The 16,381-nt window shown below is 37.4% G+C and carries 15 protein-coding genes and 1 other RNA gene; 11 read left to right on the top strand and 5 right to left on the bottom strand.

All coding sequences use genetic code 11. The features are described 5' to 3' along the window. Positions 1 to 195 precede the first annotated feature (195 nt). The gene (locus tag H5180_RS14260) at positions 196 to 954 is read left to right on the top strand and encodes a hypothetical protein (protein WP_182758438.1); all 759 of its coding nucleotides are present in this window, start codon (positions 196 to 198) and stop codon (positions 952 to 954) included. A gap of 64 nt (positions 955 to 1,018) precedes the next feature. On the opposite strand, the gene H5180_RS14255 is transcribed toward H5180_RS14260, so the two are convergent. Continuing rightward, positions 1,019 to 1,186, bottom strand: a complete 168-nt coding sequence (locus tag H5180_RS14255) for a hypothetical protein (RefSeq protein ID WP_257326397.1) — start codon at positions 1,184 to 1,186, stop codon at positions 1,019 to 1,021. Between the two features lie 211 nt (positions 1,187 to 1,397). Here H5180_RS14255 and H5180_RS14250 point away from each other — a divergent pair, with 211 nt between their 5' ends. After that, positions 1,398 to 4,505 carry a VCBS repeat-containing protein gene (locus H5180_RS14250; RefSeq protein ID WP_182758437.1) on the top strand — a complete coding sequence of 1,036 codons (3,108 nt, stop codon included), beginning with the start codon at positions 1,398 to 1,400 and terminating at the stop codon, positions 4,503 to 4,505. Positions 4,506 to 4,569: 64 nt separating this feature from the next. Here H5180_RS14250 and H5180_RS14245 read toward each other — a convergent pair whose 3' ends face one another. After that, complete coding sequence (locus H5180_RS14245; RefSeq protein WP_145241378.1) at positions 4,570 to 4,767, bottom strand: CsbD family protein; 198 nt, start codon at positions 4,765 to 4,767, stop codon at positions 4,570 to 4,572. A 332-nt stretch (positions 4,768 to 5,099) separates the two neighbouring features. Then, complete coding sequence (locus H5180_RS14240) at positions 5,100 to 5,732, bottom strand: RpiB/LacA/LacB family sugar-phosphate isomerase (protein ID WP_182731463.1); 633 nt, start codon at positions 5,730 to 5,732, stop codon at positions 5,100 to 5,102. Positions 5,733 to 6,123: 391 nt separating this feature from the next. Here H5180_RS14240 and H5180_RS14235 point away from each other — a divergent pair, with 391 nt between their 5' ends. The 8 genes from H5180_RS14235 (at position 6,124) to H5180_RS14200 (ending at position 14,006) form a co-directional block, all read left to right on the top strand. Further along, positions 6,124 to 7,875: a DUF5666 domain-containing protein gene (locus H5180_RS14235; RefSeq protein ID WP_182758436.1), complete on the top strand. Its 1,752-nt coding sequence runs from the start codon at positions 6,124 to 6,126 to the stop codon at positions 7,873 to 7,875. A gap of 60 nt (positions 7,876 to 7,935) precedes the next feature. Next, positions 7,936 to 8,430 (top strand): LuxR C-terminal-related transcriptional regulator, encoded by a 495-nt coding sequence (locus tag H5180_RS14230; RefSeq protein WP_257324018.1) that lies wholly within the window; start codon positions 7,936 to 7,938, stop codon positions 8,428 to 8,430. 175 nt (positions 8,431 to 8,605) lie between these two features. Continuing rightward, on the top strand, positions 8,606 to 11,029 hold the full coding sequence (hrpB, locus tag H5180_RS14225; protein WP_182758435.1) for an ATP-dependent helicase HrpB: 2,424 nt from the start codon (positions 8,606 to 8,608) through the stop codon (positions 11,027 to 11,029). Between the two features lie 114 nt (positions 11,030 to 11,143). Next, complete coding sequence (locus H5180_RS14220) at positions 11,144 to 11,488, top strand: 5-carboxymethyl-2-hydroxymuconate Delta-isomerase (RefSeq protein WP_182731460.1); 345 nt, start codon at positions 11,144 to 11,146, stop codon at positions 11,486 to 11,488. A gap of 120 nt (positions 11,489 to 11,608) precedes the next feature. Continuing rightward, complete coding sequence (locus tag H5180_RS14215) at positions 11,609 to 12,022, top strand: DUF4019 domain-containing protein (protein WP_149983227.1); 414 nt, start codon at positions 11,609 to 11,611, stop codon at positions 12,020 to 12,022. Between the two features lie 415 nt (positions 12,023 to 12,437). Then, positions 12,438 to 12,800, top strand: a complete 363-nt coding sequence (bamE, locus tag H5180_RS14210) for an outer membrane protein assembly factor BamE (protein WP_145241390.1) — start codon at positions 12,438 to 12,440, stop codon at positions 12,798 to 12,800. Between the two features lie 446 nt (positions 12,801 to 13,246). Beyond that, entirely contained in the window at positions 13,247 to 13,714 is a 468-nt protein-coding gene (locus H5180_RS14205) for a nuclear transport factor 2 family protein (RefSeq protein ID WP_149983226.1), read from the top strand. 100 nt (positions 13,715 to 13,814) lie between these two features. Continuing rightward, on the top strand, positions 13,815 to 14,006 hold the full coding sequence (locus tag H5180_RS14200) for a DUF3185 family protein (protein ID WP_149983225.1): 192 nt from the start codon (positions 13,815 to 13,817) through the stop codon (positions 14,004 to 14,006). Positions 14,007 to 14,035: 29 nt separating this feature from the next. On the opposite strand, the gene H5180_RS14195 is transcribed toward H5180_RS14200, so the two are convergent. After that, on the bottom strand, positions 14,036 to 14,938 hold the full coding sequence (locus tag H5180_RS14195) for a LysR family transcriptional regulator (protein ID WP_145241900.1): 903 nt from the start codon (positions 14,936 to 14,938) through the stop codon (positions 14,036 to 14,038). Between the two features lie 149 nt (positions 14,939 to 15,087). On the opposite strand from H5180_RS14195, the gene H5180_RS14190 reads away from it, so the two are divergent. After that, positions 15,088 to 16,011 (top strand): DMT family transporter, encoded by a 924-nt coding sequence (locus H5180_RS14190; protein ID WP_182758434.1) that lies wholly within the window; start codon positions 15,088 to 15,090, stop codon positions 16,009 to 16,011. Positions 16,012 to 16,026: 15 nt separating this feature from the next. On the opposite strand, the gene ssrS is transcribed toward H5180_RS14190, so the two are convergent. Continuing rightward, positions 16,027 to 16,210, bottom strand: a non-coding RNA gene (gene ssrS, locus H5180_RS14185) — 6S RNA. Positions 16,211 to 16,381: the final 171 nt, after the last annotated feature.

Raw genomic sequence — 16,381 nt, 5'->3', positions numbered from 1 at the left:
ATGTTGGTAGGGGATAAGTCACTAAAATAGCATTATGAATTTATCTAGGCGTAAACTTATAATGATTCGCAACGACTTAAAAACTGTAATTATAACTGTAGGTATAAGGGGATTGTTTCTTGTCTTTGACTTTTACCTAACGCCTAGTTTCTTTACGTCTCCTTATTAATCAATATTTTAACTAAAGGGCTACACATGAAGTTTCTAAATCTCACTTTACTGTGCTTATCTCTACTTTTCGCATCAAATACGTTTGCGCTTGAGCAGCAGTATCATCAAAATATTTCATCTATTATTGCCGCGTTTAAAGCAGATGATAATGCGGCGATAGCTGCGCTGGTTAGTTATCCGTTAAAGCGCAGCTATCCAGTGCCTGCTATTAATAATCAAGCTGAGTTAGTCGAACGTTTCGATCAGGTATTTGATCCGCAGCTGATTGCACAGATTGCTAATTCAAATATCGATACTGACTGGGATAAGGTGGGCTGGCGCGGCATTATGCTAAATAGTGGCATCGTTTGGGTTGATAGCAACGGTAAAATTATCGGTATAAATTACCAAACAGCCAAAGAGCAGTTGCTAGCGAAACGTTTAATAGCAGCTGATAAACAAGCGCTGCCCCCAAGTGTTAATACTTTTGCAGAGCCTATTTTAGATTGGCAAACGGCTAAATTCCGTATTCGTATCGATGACTTAGGGGATGGAAACTTCCGCTATGTATCGTGGAGTATTGATAAAAAACTCAGTGATAAACCAGATATTGTTTTAGTTAATGGCGATATAAAGTTTGACGGTAGCGGTGGTAACCATAGCTACACATTTAACAATGGCCGTTACAGCTATGTATTACAAGTTACAGTGATCGGCTGTGATACCTCGCCACCAGGTTGGCTTGAAGTATACAAAGACGATAAGCGTATTTTGTCTCAGGATATTATAAACACTGGAAGTTAAAAGTTAATTATCTTAGATGCAAAAAAGGGGAGTGTGCTTCCCTTAAATATAGGGCGCTATTTTATTAAATACGCACTTTAACAAATGCCGCAATTGCATCGTCTTGGCAATGTGTGAAAAAACACTCTTGAAAACGAGCACCGCCAATGGCTTGTTTAATCAGCTCAGGGTCAATGGCTTCAAGTGCGCTTAAGTAATCTTTAGCTACATCTGCTTTTAGTTGATTTAAGATACATATGAATAGTTCGTTACCTATTGGCCATTGAGTTTGGTTTTAAATTTGCGAAGTTATGGTTATGCATTACTCGGTGCTAGCCACGCTTTAACTTTGTTAATCTTTGTTGAATTTTGTTAATGGGTTCTTTATTTTTAAATGTTTGGTTATATAATGCTGGTGCTAATGGATCATTATAATTAAAAATAAAATACAAAGGATTAGGGAATTGATTAAATTATCTTGCTTTACTTTACTCATGATGAGTGCTTATTCAGTAAATGCTACTGATGCAGAACACTTACAAAATACTCAAGAAAATACCTATGGTGATGCTGTTTTAGTTAACGGTCAAAAAATAAATTTTGATAAGTCACACTTCGATAGCTTAACTACAAAAGCTAAATTATCTACACCTTCAAAAAATAATACATCTTTTCAAACTGCTACTAACAACCAAAATATTGAACTTACAAGTGTATTTCGTGATTTCTCATTAGACAACTCTATGGGTCAAAAAGGCTTATATGTTACAGCGCTAACAGGGTTGAATAGTATGCATATTATATCTGCCCAACAGAGCAGCTTTAATATCATTGAATATACGAAGGATGAGTATCAGGTAACAGCTCGTTATGATTTTGACAGCAGTATTCAAGATACAGCACTGTTAAATGATAATGTGACTGATACCTATTATTTATATGTATTAGAAGGCAAATTTTTAAAAAAGGTTAATTTAGTCACTCAAAAGGTTGAACTAAGCACGGAGCTAACTTTTGATTATTATAATGCTGATTCAGTCGATGCTTTTGATATAAATAATGATGGCAAAGATGAGATTATTGTTTATAGAAACAATGAGCTGTTAGTGCTCAATGCTCTTGATCTGTCTGAGTTAGCAGCACTTAAAAATGCACAGCAAAAATTTGTTCTGGGATCATTTACTCAAGCTAACGTTAAAGAAATCCTATTTAGTGATGGTGCGGTTTTTCGGTTTGAAAATGATACGTTTGTGCTGCATAAACAACTTAATTTAAATGCTAGTGGCGAACACCTGATAGCAGTGGATATAAATAACGATGGCTTAGACGAAGTAATTAATGGGCAGAGTTGGAAAAGCATAGAGATGTTGAGCCCAAGTACAGAAAAAGTTTTGTGGACAGCTCAGAGTGGCCAAGATATTGATAAAGTTATTGTTGCAGACATCAATAAAGACGGCATCGATGATTTAGTTTACGGTGACGGCCAGTGGGGTCAGTTGTACGCGCTTTCACTTACAACTGGTATTGAGTTTTGGAGTATAAAAAATCCTGGACATGGTGTGTCAGGTATTGTCGTTGACGATTTTAACGGTGACGGCAAACAGGATATTGCTTGGGGAGCGGGTTATTCATCTTCAGGTGAAGATGAGTTTCAGATCCATAATGTGGATGATAAAACTAAGCAATGGTCTAAAAAAATTAAGCAATATTCTAATAAATCTTTAGCGCTTGCTGATATCAATAATAATGGAAGTTTAGATGTACTTTACACACTAACTGATAGTAATTCTCTATATGTTGTTGATACAGAAACAAAAACTAGAATTCTTACAAATATTGAGCTGAAAAATGACTGGGATAGTAATACTTTGATTACTACCGCTGATTTATTCAATGACGGTAAAAATTATATAATTTCTGGTAGTTCTGCAATATATGATGCAAATGTTCAGGTTTTTTCTCCTGATAGTGGTGAGGAGATATTTCAAACAAAGCTTGGTAGCGGTGATTATGTCAGTGCGTTAACTGCGTTTGATATCAACAATGATGGCAAGCTAGAAATAATTGTAGGCAATGGTGCTGAACATACCGGCAGTGAAGGGAATTTTTTCAAGGTCTTAAATGGTCAAACAGGGGAAGTGTTAAAAATATCGCCTAGTTTGGGTTTTTCTTGGCGTGGAATGAGCTCAATAGTAACTGGAAGCTTTATTAACAATGACAATATCGACATTGTTAGTTTAGTGGATGGTTCTCTAGTTGGTTATGATTATTCTAACAATACCATTATGAAGGTTACCCTAAGCCAAAGCTTTAACGGTTTAGTTAATGTTATTGCTAACGGAGAACAATCTTTAGTAGCGTCTAGCTCTAGTGGGTCGCTGTATAAGGTAGCTTTAAACGGTCAAGAAACATTAATCGCTGAAGTGTGCCAAGGCACTTTAAATAACTTGGTATCAGTAAGAGCGGGATTTGTGCAATATTCGTGTTCAGATCAATTTGGTGAGTACGATTTAGATAATAATACGATTTCATATAGGATCGACAGAGCTAACGAAGCTAGTTGGTTAGCAAGTACGACGTTCAATAATGTTGACTATACACTGTTGTCAGGTAAGTCATTAGAAGTGTTTTCTAACCAAACGGCTGTACCTTTAGCTAAACCAGATAATATTAGCTATTCAGGTCACGTGTTATCAAGTATTCAAATAGATTTACCTGTTGCTGATGATATTGACTATGTTGTATTGGATCAAAGACCAGCCTTAGGCAAAGTAGAGTTCAGTGATAGGAAAGCGGGGTTGTTGACTTATGTTCCTTCTGGAGTTACAATCGGTACTGATGTGCTTAACTACTACACCGTTAAAGGGCGTGCGCGTTCGGCTGTAGCAAGTTTAACATTAGATTTGACAAATACGGCTCCGGTTGCAAATAACATGACACTGCAAACACATTGGAATACGCCACTTAATTTTAACCTTGAGGGGCTAGATGAAGATGAAGAAAATCTGGTATTTGATATTAAAAATACGCCTGCGCATGGGCAGATTCAGTTAATCGATGCTGCATCTGGGAGTGTTACATTTTCGCCAAGTGGGGAGTCACTTGAGCCAGTGTCAGTAAGCTATACAGTCAGAGATTCTTTAATAGAAACCCAAATACATAATGTAGTTATCGAGTTTAAAAACACGACTCCACAAGCTCAAAATTTAACCTATAAAACGTCTTATAATAGCGAAGTAAATGGCCGTTTTTCAGCACTAGATAATGACGATGATACGATTGAATATGAGCTAGTAACTGAGCCTAATTCAGGGAGTTTTAGCTTTGAAGCTGATACTGGGTTGTTTAAATTAACTCCAACTGAAGAAGAAAGTCATACGATTACTTTTAGCTATATCGCTAAAGATAAGTTTGCTAGCTCTGCGACTCAAACTGTCACCGTGAATGTTGAAGGTAAGCAAGGTGCGCCTTCATCTGAGTCTAGTTCAAGCTCAGGTGGTGGCATCTATTATCTAATTGCATTGCTATCGTTTTCTCTTCTTGGTAGACGCCGACAAATTTATAGAAAATAACTTACTATAGATAAAAAACCGCCAAGTGGCGGTTTTTTCATAAAAGCAGTTGCTATGCTTTAGGTTAATGGCCTTTCTCAAACTCATCAACTTCGCGCTCAGCTTCCTCTTTCGATTTACCGTATGCTTGTTGAATTTTACCAACAAGCTCTTTACGACTACCTTCAATTTTATCTAAATCATCGTTGGTAAGGTCGCCCCATTTACGTTGCGCTTTACCTTTAAGTTCTTTCCAATTACCTTCAATACGATCGCTATTCATAATTTACTCCTTGTATAGATAAGTGATTTTCTTGTCGTGTTCAGTTATTAAAGAGCAAACTCTATACCATGCTAGATATTTATTTTATTTCATTTTAAATCATTGCTTTACGATCTATTCTCTCGGTAGCTATTAGATTGTGTGCTTAATTATTACGTTAATGTGTGTAATTATTACGACCTTGAAAAGTAGGGATTGATTATTAATATTTGTGTGGGTAATTCACTTTTTAGAATTTTCCTTTAACTATTTCATATAAAAAAGCCAATGAAATTTATATATTACATTGGCGTGTGCGTATTAATTAGAGTCAGTACGAATACCGGATATATTTAAATACGCGCTTTAACAAATGCAGCAATTGCGTCGTCTTGGCAATGTGTGAAAAAACACTCTTGAAAACGTGGGCCGCCAATGGCTTGTTTAATCAGCTCAGGATCAATGGCTTCAAGTGCGCTTAAGTAATCTTTAGCTACATCTGCTTTTAGTTGATTTAAAATACCTGCATTTGTTACTTGAGATTCTTTACGCTCTGCAGGATACCCTTGGCCTTTTTCGCCGGTAAATGCTTTTTCGAATATGTATTTAATATTAAGCTCAGCGCCCCAGCCAAAGCCTTTGGCATAGGGTAAAGCGAGTGCATTGCCATTGTTTATTTGCGCAAACAGGTAGGCATCAGATGGGTCAATGCAGTAGCCACATGTTACACCAGGAAATGCATTGCTCGCCATTAACGCGCCTTGGCCAGTACCACAACCGGTAACTACAAAGTCTACCGCTTTTGAGTTGAGCAGTAGGCTTGCAATGATCCCAAGGTGAATATAGGTTAATCGATGATCGTTATCGCCATCCATACCTACATTAAATACTTGGTGATTTTGGGCATTAGCCACAGTGTTAAGCTGTTCAAGTACTGTAGGGTTTTTTGCCGCTTGACTGAATTCGTTCATTAATGCGATTTTCATTTGACTCTACCAATTTTGTTAACGTTGAGTTGATTCTATATATCAATGCTACCGGTGGCAAATATTGTTGTCTATTACATATTATTACTTATGTAAGTTGCCTGAGAATAATTAGTAACCTATTCGAACTTTGAGTTTTGCTTCCCTTTTTCTAAATAGTGGCTATGCATAACTCGATGTTTTCAGTTTTTTGTTAATTACATAACAGCAGATGTTTTTATTCATTATTGTGGTTACCTTAATCCTAATACCCCTAGCTTGCTTTTTCTTTTATAAAAAACAGCATGTTAAAAACGTAGGTGAAATCACCTATTTACTAAAGCAATAGCTAGGTCAATAGTGTTGTTGAAGTATGTATTCAGTAAATACAATTAACCCTAGGATTATTAGTATGAAAAAAATGAGTAAACATATATTCACTTTAAGCGCACTTACCATATTGACCGCTTGCGGTGGCTCTAATCAAAGTGAACAACCAGACTCTATAGTTGTTAATCCGATAACCCCTCCCGTTTCAATTTCTCCTAAGCTTGTTGTAACACAAGGTACGATCACTGGCTTTGGGAGTATTTATGTTGATGGTATTAAATATAATACTGATACGAGTAATATTAGGAAAAATGGCTTAAACACTCAATTAAGCGCGCTTAGTGTTGGTATGAAAATTAGTTTTTCAGCGCAACAAAATGACTTAGACGAATGGGTTGCGCAAGACGTGTCATACGACACTGAAGTTGAAGGTGTAATTCAAAGTATTGATCGTAACAATAGTCAAATACGGATTGCGAATACAGTTGTTTTTTATAATGATTTAACGCACTTTATTGATACTTCAGAGACACTGATTGGTGTTGGGCAAAGGGTCGAGATAAGCGGCTACCCGCAAGCAGACGGTACTTTTTTAGCGTCATACATTAAAGCCGACACCGATGAAAGTAATGATGGGCATGAATATACTGCTGGGATTGTATCTAATTTAGACGAGGCAACATTACAGTTTACTATTAATGGCGTTGTTATTGATTATAGCTCGGCTGTAATTGATGGCGTATTAGCAAACAATACCTATGTTAAAGTTGAAGGCAATTTAGTTGACGGGGTAATGGTTGCCAATAAGGTTGATGCTAGAACCGTTAAAGAGTCACTTGATATTGATGATGATAGCGTATTACGTTACCAAATAGAGGGGTTAATTACCCAAGTAAGCGCAACATCTATTGGGGTTAATGGGCAAATATTTGACTATGCAAATGATGTTGAGATTGAAGGGGCTGCACTGAATGATTTAACTGTGGGTATGTTTGTTGAGGTTTATGTTAATAACAATTTAGTCACTTCTATCGAATTTAAACAGTCTTCTTATTCATCAGACGGTAAAGCAAAAGGCGTTATAGAAGATATAGACCGTGAAAACAAAACTATCACCGTTAATGCTGTGGTATATGTAATTAATGAATTTAGCCGTTTTGAAGATGATGATGAGCAGTACTTTAGTTTTGCCACTTTAAATATTAATGATTATGTTGAAATTGCCTACCTGCAAACATCACCACTGCCTAGTGTTTTAAAAATTGAAAAAGAAGATCAACACGAATATCAACAAGAATGGGAAATGAAAGGGCAAGTAACTGCAATTTCAAACAATATAATTACGGTTAACGGTGCTGAAATAGTGTTAGTTACTGATGCAAAATACATCATAGATGATGCATTAGTTTCTTTTACAACGTTTTTAAGTCAACTAATTGTTGGAGAGCGTGTTGAAGTCGAAGGGCAATACGACACTAATAACTTATTTATTCTTGGTAAGGTTGAACTTGGCCGCAATGATAATGATGGCAGCGACGATGATGGAGGCGATGCAGACCGAGGTGACGATGGTGATGATGACAATGGCAACGATGATAAGCATGTCGGCTATGTTGAATTAGAAGGAACCATTACTCAGCTTTTAACAAATAAGAGCTTTATGCTAAATGGTTACGAAGTGCAGTTATCGGAAAATGCAGAATTAGAGCTAAATGATCGAGATGTAAATTTGATAACTTTTATGGAGGCATTAGCCGTGGGTCGTACCATTGAAGTTGAAGGTCAATGGGTGGAAAATAAATATATCCTTGTTTCTGAAGCTGAGCTAAAGTAAAGAAACGTATTACAATAAATAAAGCCACATTATTGTGGCTTTTTTTATGGCTAGGTAAAAATGATGCATAAAGATAAGTTAATTTCATTCACATTGATTATGATCGTTATTTTTAAGTTGATTGATTTATCAACTGATATTTCAAGCAATATAGAACCTAAGCATATTTGGCAAGAAATCACGCTAATTGCTTTATCGTTAGCATTGTTCGTTTATTTAGTGATTGATATTCATAAGCGCACTATTAATGAAAAGTTAAACTTGGCGCAGTTAAAGGTCTCGAAAGAAAATATAAGGCTTCTTAATCAGCAATTAGAAGACTCTAAAGTCGCATTTTTTAATGAAATTGAAGGGCAGTTCCAAAAGTGGGGATTAACGGCTGCTGAAAAAGAGATTGCACTATTTTTAGTAAAGGGATTATCAACATCAGAGATTGCTAGCATTCGAAATAAATCAGAAAAAACCATTAGTAATCAATCGTCTGCTATTTATAAAAAGGCTGATGTAACTGGCAGGCATGAGCTCGCGGCTCTATTTTTTGAAATGTTATTGTAAGTTTTTTTAAGTCTTTCATAAATAAAGGTAGTTGCGCTCAGTCGGTTTACTGTTTCAATAATATTTAATTTGATAACACAAAACGCCGATGTGTATTAAATATTAATAGTATCAATCGCTGCCACACAATTGTTTTTTGTTACAATGCTAACAAAGCAATTTAGGATAAATAGCTGTGCTGCCGGTTCAAGAAATATATCAACAACTCGTTACTACATTACAAAGTGATCCGATTACCTTACTACAAGCGCCGCCGGGTGCGGGTAAGTCAACATGGTTACCATTGCAGTTGATGCGCGACGGGCACTTTAAGCACATTGTCATGCTTGAGCCGCGTCGCTTAGCTGCACGTAATATTGCCAACTATTTAGCACAGTGCCAAAACGAAACCGTAGGGCAAAGCGTTGGTTTACGTATCAGGCAGGAAACCAAAGTCAGTGTTAATACCCGCCTTGAAATTGTTACTGAGGGCATGCTCACGCGTATGCTACAAAACGACCCAGAGCTCAGTGGCGTTGACCTACTGATATTTGATGAATTTCATGAGCGCTCTATTGCGGCCGATACCGCATTAGCGTTTGCATTAGAATCTCAAGCTGCACTGCGTGATGATTTAACGATTTTATTGATGTCGGCAACCCTTGATAGCGAACGCTATCAGCAGTTTTTTGATTGTTCAATTATTAGTTCCCACGGGCGTAGCTTTCCCATCGATGAAATTTACATACCCATTAAAGATGAAAGCCGCTGGCTTGACGCTATGGCCAGTATTATCAAACAAGCTTTAGTTGAACAAACAGGCAGTGCGTTAGTTTTTTTGCCCGGTCAATATGAGATCAACCGCGTACAACAAGCGCTGTCAGATTTGCCTGCAAATTGCCATGTAGTTACTCTGTTTGGTGAACAAGATAAAGCATCTCAACAAGCTGCAATTGCCCCTGCGGCAAAAGGTACTCGTAAAGTGGTGCTGACCACCAATGTTGCCGAAACTAGCTTAACCATTGAAGGTATTCGTATTGTGGTTGATAGTGGCAAGCGCCGCGCTGCTAGTTTTAATTTAAAAACTGGCGTTACTGAACTCACCACACAAAGTATTTCTCGCTCATCGGCAATTCAACGAGCTGGGCGGGCTGGGCGTATTGAGCCCGGTGTAGTTTATAGGCTTGGTTCAAAACAAACCTTTGAGCGGCGTAATAGCCATGATGCGCCAGAAATTTTAAGTGCTGATATTAGCCAATTATTATTGGAGGCAAAATGCTGGGGCGCGGAGTTAACTGATCTAAGCTTGTTAGATAGTCCAACAGCACAACAAATACAGCAAGCAACAAAATTACTGCAAATGTTAGAGGCGCTCGATAATAACAATAAATTGACCCCCCTCGGTACACGTATGCTAAGTTTTGGCGCGGATATTCGCCTAGCGCACATGCTAATTAAAGCGCAGCAACTCGAACCTCAGATGCCAGGTATTTATACATTAGCGGCGTATTTAATTGCGTTATTAGAGAGTCGGATTAGCCATGCCGCAGATTTAAGCTTAGCATTACACAGCCAACATGCTCGGCCACATCCGGTATTTAAACAGCAACTGAAATTTTGGTTAAAGCGATTAAAGCTAACTGAAGTACGCGAACTACAAACCACTTATTTGGCTTTGCTGGTGGCGTTTGCTTTTCCTGATCGATTAGCTAAAAAGCGTGGCAATGGTTACTTGCTTGCCAATGGCGCAGGTGCTGAGCTAAACAACGAGCATTGGCATAACGAGGACTACCTTGCAATTGCTTCAATGGGAGGCCAAAAAGGCAGTCGTATTTTTGCAGCTGTTGCGTTTACTCCTGCAGAGATTGAGGATGAACTGACACATTTATTTACTGCACAAACGCGCTGTGAATTTGACGAAAAAACAGGGCGCTTTATTCATCAAGATGAAGTCAAACTAGGGGCAATTACAGTTACTAGCCAACCGAGTAAACATCCGCTTGATAAAAGTGAGCGGGCGAAAGCGTGGTTAACTTTATTTCAAAAACAAGGCTTTGAATTATTTAATGAGCAAAGCGACAGTGAGCAGTTACTTATTCGTATGTGTTTAGCCAGTAATTTAGTGCCGGAGCAATTTCCTGTCATCACTAAACAAAGCTTAACCGATGACGCAGAGCTTTGGTTAGGTGCTTTTCTGGAAGATATAAAAACCCTCGAACAGTTGAAAAAGTTTAACTACTTTAATGCCTTGCAAAGTTGTTTTAATTGGCAACAACAAAATGCGTTAAATGATTTATTCCCGCTGAGAGTGTCAGTTCCAAGTGGCTCAAATATTCGTATTGAATATCAACTCGACGGCCCTGCAAAACTCAGTGTTCGTATGCAAGAAGTGTACGGCATGACCAGTACGCCAATATTAGCGCAAGGCAAGTTACCCTTATTAATGGAACTACTCTCACCAGCAAGACGACCTTTACAACTAACACAAGATCTTGCTGGCTTTTGGCAAACCAGCTATCGGGAGGTGCAAAAAGAAATGAAAGGTCGTTATCCAAAACACTTTTGGCCTGATAACCCCGCCACCAGTGCGGCTACGAGTAAAGTTAAAAGTAAGATGTGAAGGAGTTAGCAAGGACAAAGTTAGCAAGAGTAAAATTGACTATTAAGCAGTGTTTTATAGTTTAAAAAAAGGTAAGTTAAATACTTATTGACTGCATAAACAAGGAGTTATTTAATGCCACACTTTATTATAGATTGCTCGCAGAGTATCTTGACTCATCATGATGAAGATACCATTAATGAACAAATTCATCACACTGCAAACGCATCGGATTTGTTCGCTGAGCATGAAATTAAAGTCAGAGTAAACCCGTATAATCGTTATTTAGTGGGTAATAAACAGCACGAATTTATTCATGTTTTTGGATATATAATGGAGGGGCGAACGACTGAGCAAAAAGCTGAATTATCAAAAGCGATAGTGACTAAACTTACTCAGATGTTTCCACATATCGACAATATTGCAATGAATGTCAGTGACTTTGAAAAGGCAACATATTGTAATAAAAGCCAGCTTTAAGCAGAACATAGTGAGCGATGCTTCGATAGTGCAGATTGTTTTTTGAAAATCATTTATGGCAAAGTTGAACAGTGATTTTGTGCTTGGGGCAAAATAACTTGATAGAAAAAAGGACTCACCATGAAAAATATAATTGTTGTTTTATGTTTATTTATAAGCACATTAACGTGGGCTCAGACGCTAAGGGTTGTTGATGTATCAACAGAAATCGCCCCTGCGACTAGCTGGTTAGAAGTTGTTGATAGTGGTAAATACGCAAACAGTTGGCAGCAGGCTGGGGCGTTTTTTCAAAAAAATGTACCGCAAGCGCTTTGGGTATCTAAGTTAGAGCAAGTTCGTACGCCGCTAGGTGCTGTTACATCTCGCGAAGGTATCAGTCGTCAAGTGTTAACCTCAATACCGCAACTGCCCGACGGTGATTATGTGATTTTAGAGTTTCAAACTGATTTTGAAAATAAAGCACAGTCGATTGAAACCGTGACATTAAAAAAATCTGCTGAGCAATGGCAAGTGATTGGTTATTTTATCCAGTGAATTAACCTATTATTACTACAGCTGTATTTTTTAACGAAATAAAAAATATAAAATAATTATTAAAAATTGGAGTTTAAAAAAATAAAATAATGATAATGACATTTATTGTTGCTGATGTTGCATTAATTTACTTTAGTTGTGGATTGTTGTGCTCTACTAGTGAGTAAGTTATCCAAATGAAATCATGGTATAAAATGGTTGCTATAGTGGGTTGGAAAGTAATGTCTAATCATAAGTGGGATTGAAATATTTATAATTATAGTATTTGTTTTTTATTTTATTATACATTTTTACTGATTAATTTTTTATCTTTAATATGTTTCCATTTGGGGTTGATATTTTATTTTTTTTGTTCATAATTAACGCGCTTAATCGCGTTGAAATGGAATTTAAAAGATAATTATTAAGGAATGACATGAAAAAGATATTATTAACAATTGCAATGGCGTTTGTTTTGGCCGCATGTAATAGCACCTCACAAGGCCGTGATTTTGATATGGAAGTTGTAAAAGGCTTCAAAAAAGGCGAAACAACTCAAGAGCAAGTCAAAGAAGCGATTGGCGACCCTATGGGCGTTAATGATATAGGTAATGACGAAGTTGTATGGACATACAGCTACAGCGAAGGTCAAGGCGGTGGTGTAGGCTTTATTCCATACGCAGGCCATGTCGGTGGTTCTCAAAATGAGACAAAGAATGTAACAATCCGTTTTAATGCTAAAGGCATTGTATCAGGTTTATCATTCAATGAATCAGCAGGTAGTTCTTCACACCTATAACTCGTTACTATCTATTTCAACGCATTTCTATTACGGCTGCTTAGCAGTCGTAATACCCCTATTATTTATCCTCTCCCTAAATCAATCACTTTTTTATATTAAATGGTCATTAAGTTTTATATTTATTTTAAAGTAAATTATAGGCTGGTTGTTAGTCTAATGACTTTTTATTTAAATAAGTTATTGAGTGTGTTAATTTTATTATGCATTGAAAGTGCCGGTGAACATTAAAATAATTTAATTAAAAAGGTATGGGTCTTAAGTTGTAGAAGATTCGCTACATGCTTACTGAGATTGTCCAGAACAAGCCAGCCTTTTAGATGATATTTTATAAGAGTATTTTATAAAACCATCCGGCGAAGCGTGATTTATTATAAAAAGACTATACATTTTAGTTTGTTGCTGTTTTGATAGAGTGATAATTAAACACAATGCAAGAGAGCATAATGAAATACGTTACTTTTTTATTGTTAGCTGTTATCGCAACTTTTAACTTACATGCAAAAGACGAAAATAACGAACTAGAAGGACTCGCCCAGCAATATTTTTCCACCATGACGGCAACTCAGGCGCCTAAAGCTAGCAGTAAAGAACTCGAAGCTTTTTTAGCGTTACTCACTGATGATGTTGCTAATCAACACCTACCTTATCAAAGCGATGATTCTCGTTCACCTGACGGTAAGGCCATGATGCGCAAAGGTATGACTTTTTATCTAGGTGCCCACACTGAATATGAAGCAAAGTTACTTGATACTTTCATATTTAATCATACCGCGATTGCGATTCGTTACACGCAACACGCGAAAGGTGTGCACCCGCAAAACAAGCAACTGATTGAATACACCCAAACGTTGATGGATGTTCTAGAAATTGAAAACGGTAAGATTGCGGTGATCCGTAAATACCATGAGTAATTTTTAAATAGCGGTGTGAAGGTTATTTTTAGTTTTTGCTTAAATCAATGTCTTAGCGTATTTTTAGAGATTACCTCTGTTAGCTTTAATAGGAATTAAAATGAATAAAGTAATTGGTATTGTGCTGATCTGTATTGGAGCTGCACTGGCTTTTTGGGGTTATGACGTTTATGACTCTGCAAGTGCGCAAATTACGCGAACTTTTAGTGGTGATACACCCATCGAGGCATGGGCTGGAATGGTCGGTGGTGTTGTCTGTATTGTATTAGGTGCACTAAAAGTTAAAAATTAACTTTTAGTAAGCCGTAGGCTGATAAACTTTTATTGATTAGAAAACTGCGATTTTAACCATTTTTTTAATATCAATATAGTGGCTTGTTCACGCTTGCTATGGCTGGTAGCAAAATAAAACTGTTGATGTGGGTTTAATACCGGCTCACCTATTTGCACCAGCATACCCTGTTGAATATCATCTTTTACAAATTGTTTATGGGTGACCAAAACACCTAATTGGCGCATTGCCGCTTGCGTTGCTTGTACTGAAATATTAAAAGTGAGGTTTTTATGTTGTTTCGGTATTGCTAATTGATGGGCGTTACACCATACGTGCCAATCGTTATCGCGGCGTGGGTTTATGGCAAAAATAGCCGGGAAACGAGTAAGTAGCTCTTTGCCAGTTTGGCAATCTGTGGGCAAGGTTTTTATTAATTCAGGACTACATACTAAAATAAGCTCATCATCAGCCAGTTTTTCGCAGTGATATTGCGCCCAATCTTGTTGTTTACCATGCACCAAAGCGACATCCACGCCATGTTGCTCTAAGTTAAACTCTCCGACTAAATTAGATAAACGCACATCTAACTCTGGCGCGTAAGCTTGTAGTTCCGCTACTCGTGGGATCCACCAATGCAATGCCATCGAGTTCACCATATTTAAAGTTAAGTGCGCGCAGAGCTGACTCGCAGAGATCTCAAAACTTGCAGCTATAATCTCATTTAGAGCTGGCTGTACTCGCAGGTAATAGCGTTTACCCGTGCTATTTAGCTCAACTCGTCGGCCGATACGAGTAAATAATTGAGTGTTTAGTTGCGATTCAAGAGACTTAATTGCTTGGCTTATTGCAGAATGACTAATATTTAATTGCTCAGCAGCGAGGACCATACTGCCAGTTTCTGCGACTGCAATAAAACTATGAAGCGATTTTAAAGGAATAGAGTTAGCCATAGTTTCTCATTGTTAAGTTTTACTTACAGGTTTGTGCATAATTACTCGCTTTTTCATTCTACCTATTTACGCTAATTTAGCGCCTCAGATTAATGTTAAGCTTATCATTCTCAATGTGAAACGTATTTCTCGTTGAGAAAGGAGTTGTTATGGCTGCTTTATTACGACCCAGTATGTTTATGCTGTTATCCACATTTACTTTAGCGTTGAATAGTTTATTTTCAAAACTTTTAACTGAGTATTTTAGTGATGCAATATTAGTGATGTTGCGTTTATTACTTCCTGCGTTAGTTATGTTGTTTATTGCTGCATGCAGCCGCTGGGTGATGCCAAATCAAGCAGCTTGGGGTGCATTTATCTTACGTGCCATTTTTATTGCCAGTTGCCAAGGTTGTTTTATGTTGGCCTTAAGTCGCTTAACGTTAATTGAGGCCGTGGTATTATTTAGTACTGGGCCGTTATTTATTCCGCTACTTGAGCGCTATTTTTATAAAACCAAAATCAGTCGAATAGTTTTACCTACCTTAATATTAATGGGCATTGGCGTGGTGATGCAAAACTTAACCGTACAAGGGATAACGTGGCGCTGGGAATTATTAATAGGTTTAGCGGCTGGTTTTTTTAATGGTTGCTCGCAAGTTGCTTTATTTAGAGCCAGTAAAATAAATTTACCTATCTTGGTAATAAACGGCTGCTGTTTTGCAATTGCAGCATTGTTTGTTTTACCTGTGATGGTTATTTTTACCAGCCAAGTTGAGTATCAACAAAGTATAATAATGATAGTCAATTTCGAGCAGGGGATCTTATTGTTATTATTGTTTTTAGGACTTTCAACTGCTGCAACTCAGTTTTTTCGTTCCAAAGCATATAGATTAGTTGATTCAAACTCACAGCTGGCGCCTTTAATTTATACTAACTTAATCTTTGCGGTGTTATTCCAGTTTTTATTTTTTAGTACCGTAATGAGTTTGATGCAAATTCTGGGTACGAGCTTAATTGCATTTGCGACGCTATTAAATACATTTGGCTCATATTATTATCAATGGTTTAAAGCACAACAGCAGATAGTATAAAGGAAGGTAAGAAAGGTGTTCCCCAAGTATGCGGCACTCGGTGTCAGTCCTGAAACCATAAGGTCTCAGGGCGGGAATCTGCGGTTTGCCGTAGGCTTCTCGGTACATGCCGAGCTTGCACAATAGCAGACGAACAGAAACCCTAACATAAAATTTATCGGCTCAGGGACTTAACCAAGCTCCAACACCCTAGGGAACAAATTCAGTATATAAGACATAAGCCAATCCTTACACCCCAAATTCAAAATAATTATACTGTTCGAGTGATTTTCCAGCACTGGTAACTGGCTATTTACTTTTCGGATTGCTTTTTGACCTCAATCATACTTTTCATTGGAGTTGCTATTTATCGAGTGGTAGCATTGACTTA

The sequence above is a fragment of the Pseudoalteromonas sp. SR41-4 genome, from assembly GCF_014163985.1.
Lineage (GTDB): Bacteria > Pseudomonadota > Gammaproteobacteria > Enterobacterales > Alteromonadaceae > Pseudoalteromonas > Pseudoalteromonas rhizosphaerae.
The sequence above is the reverse complement of the archived record's forward strand: the minus strand, read 5'-3'. Positions and strand labels throughout refer to the sequence as shown.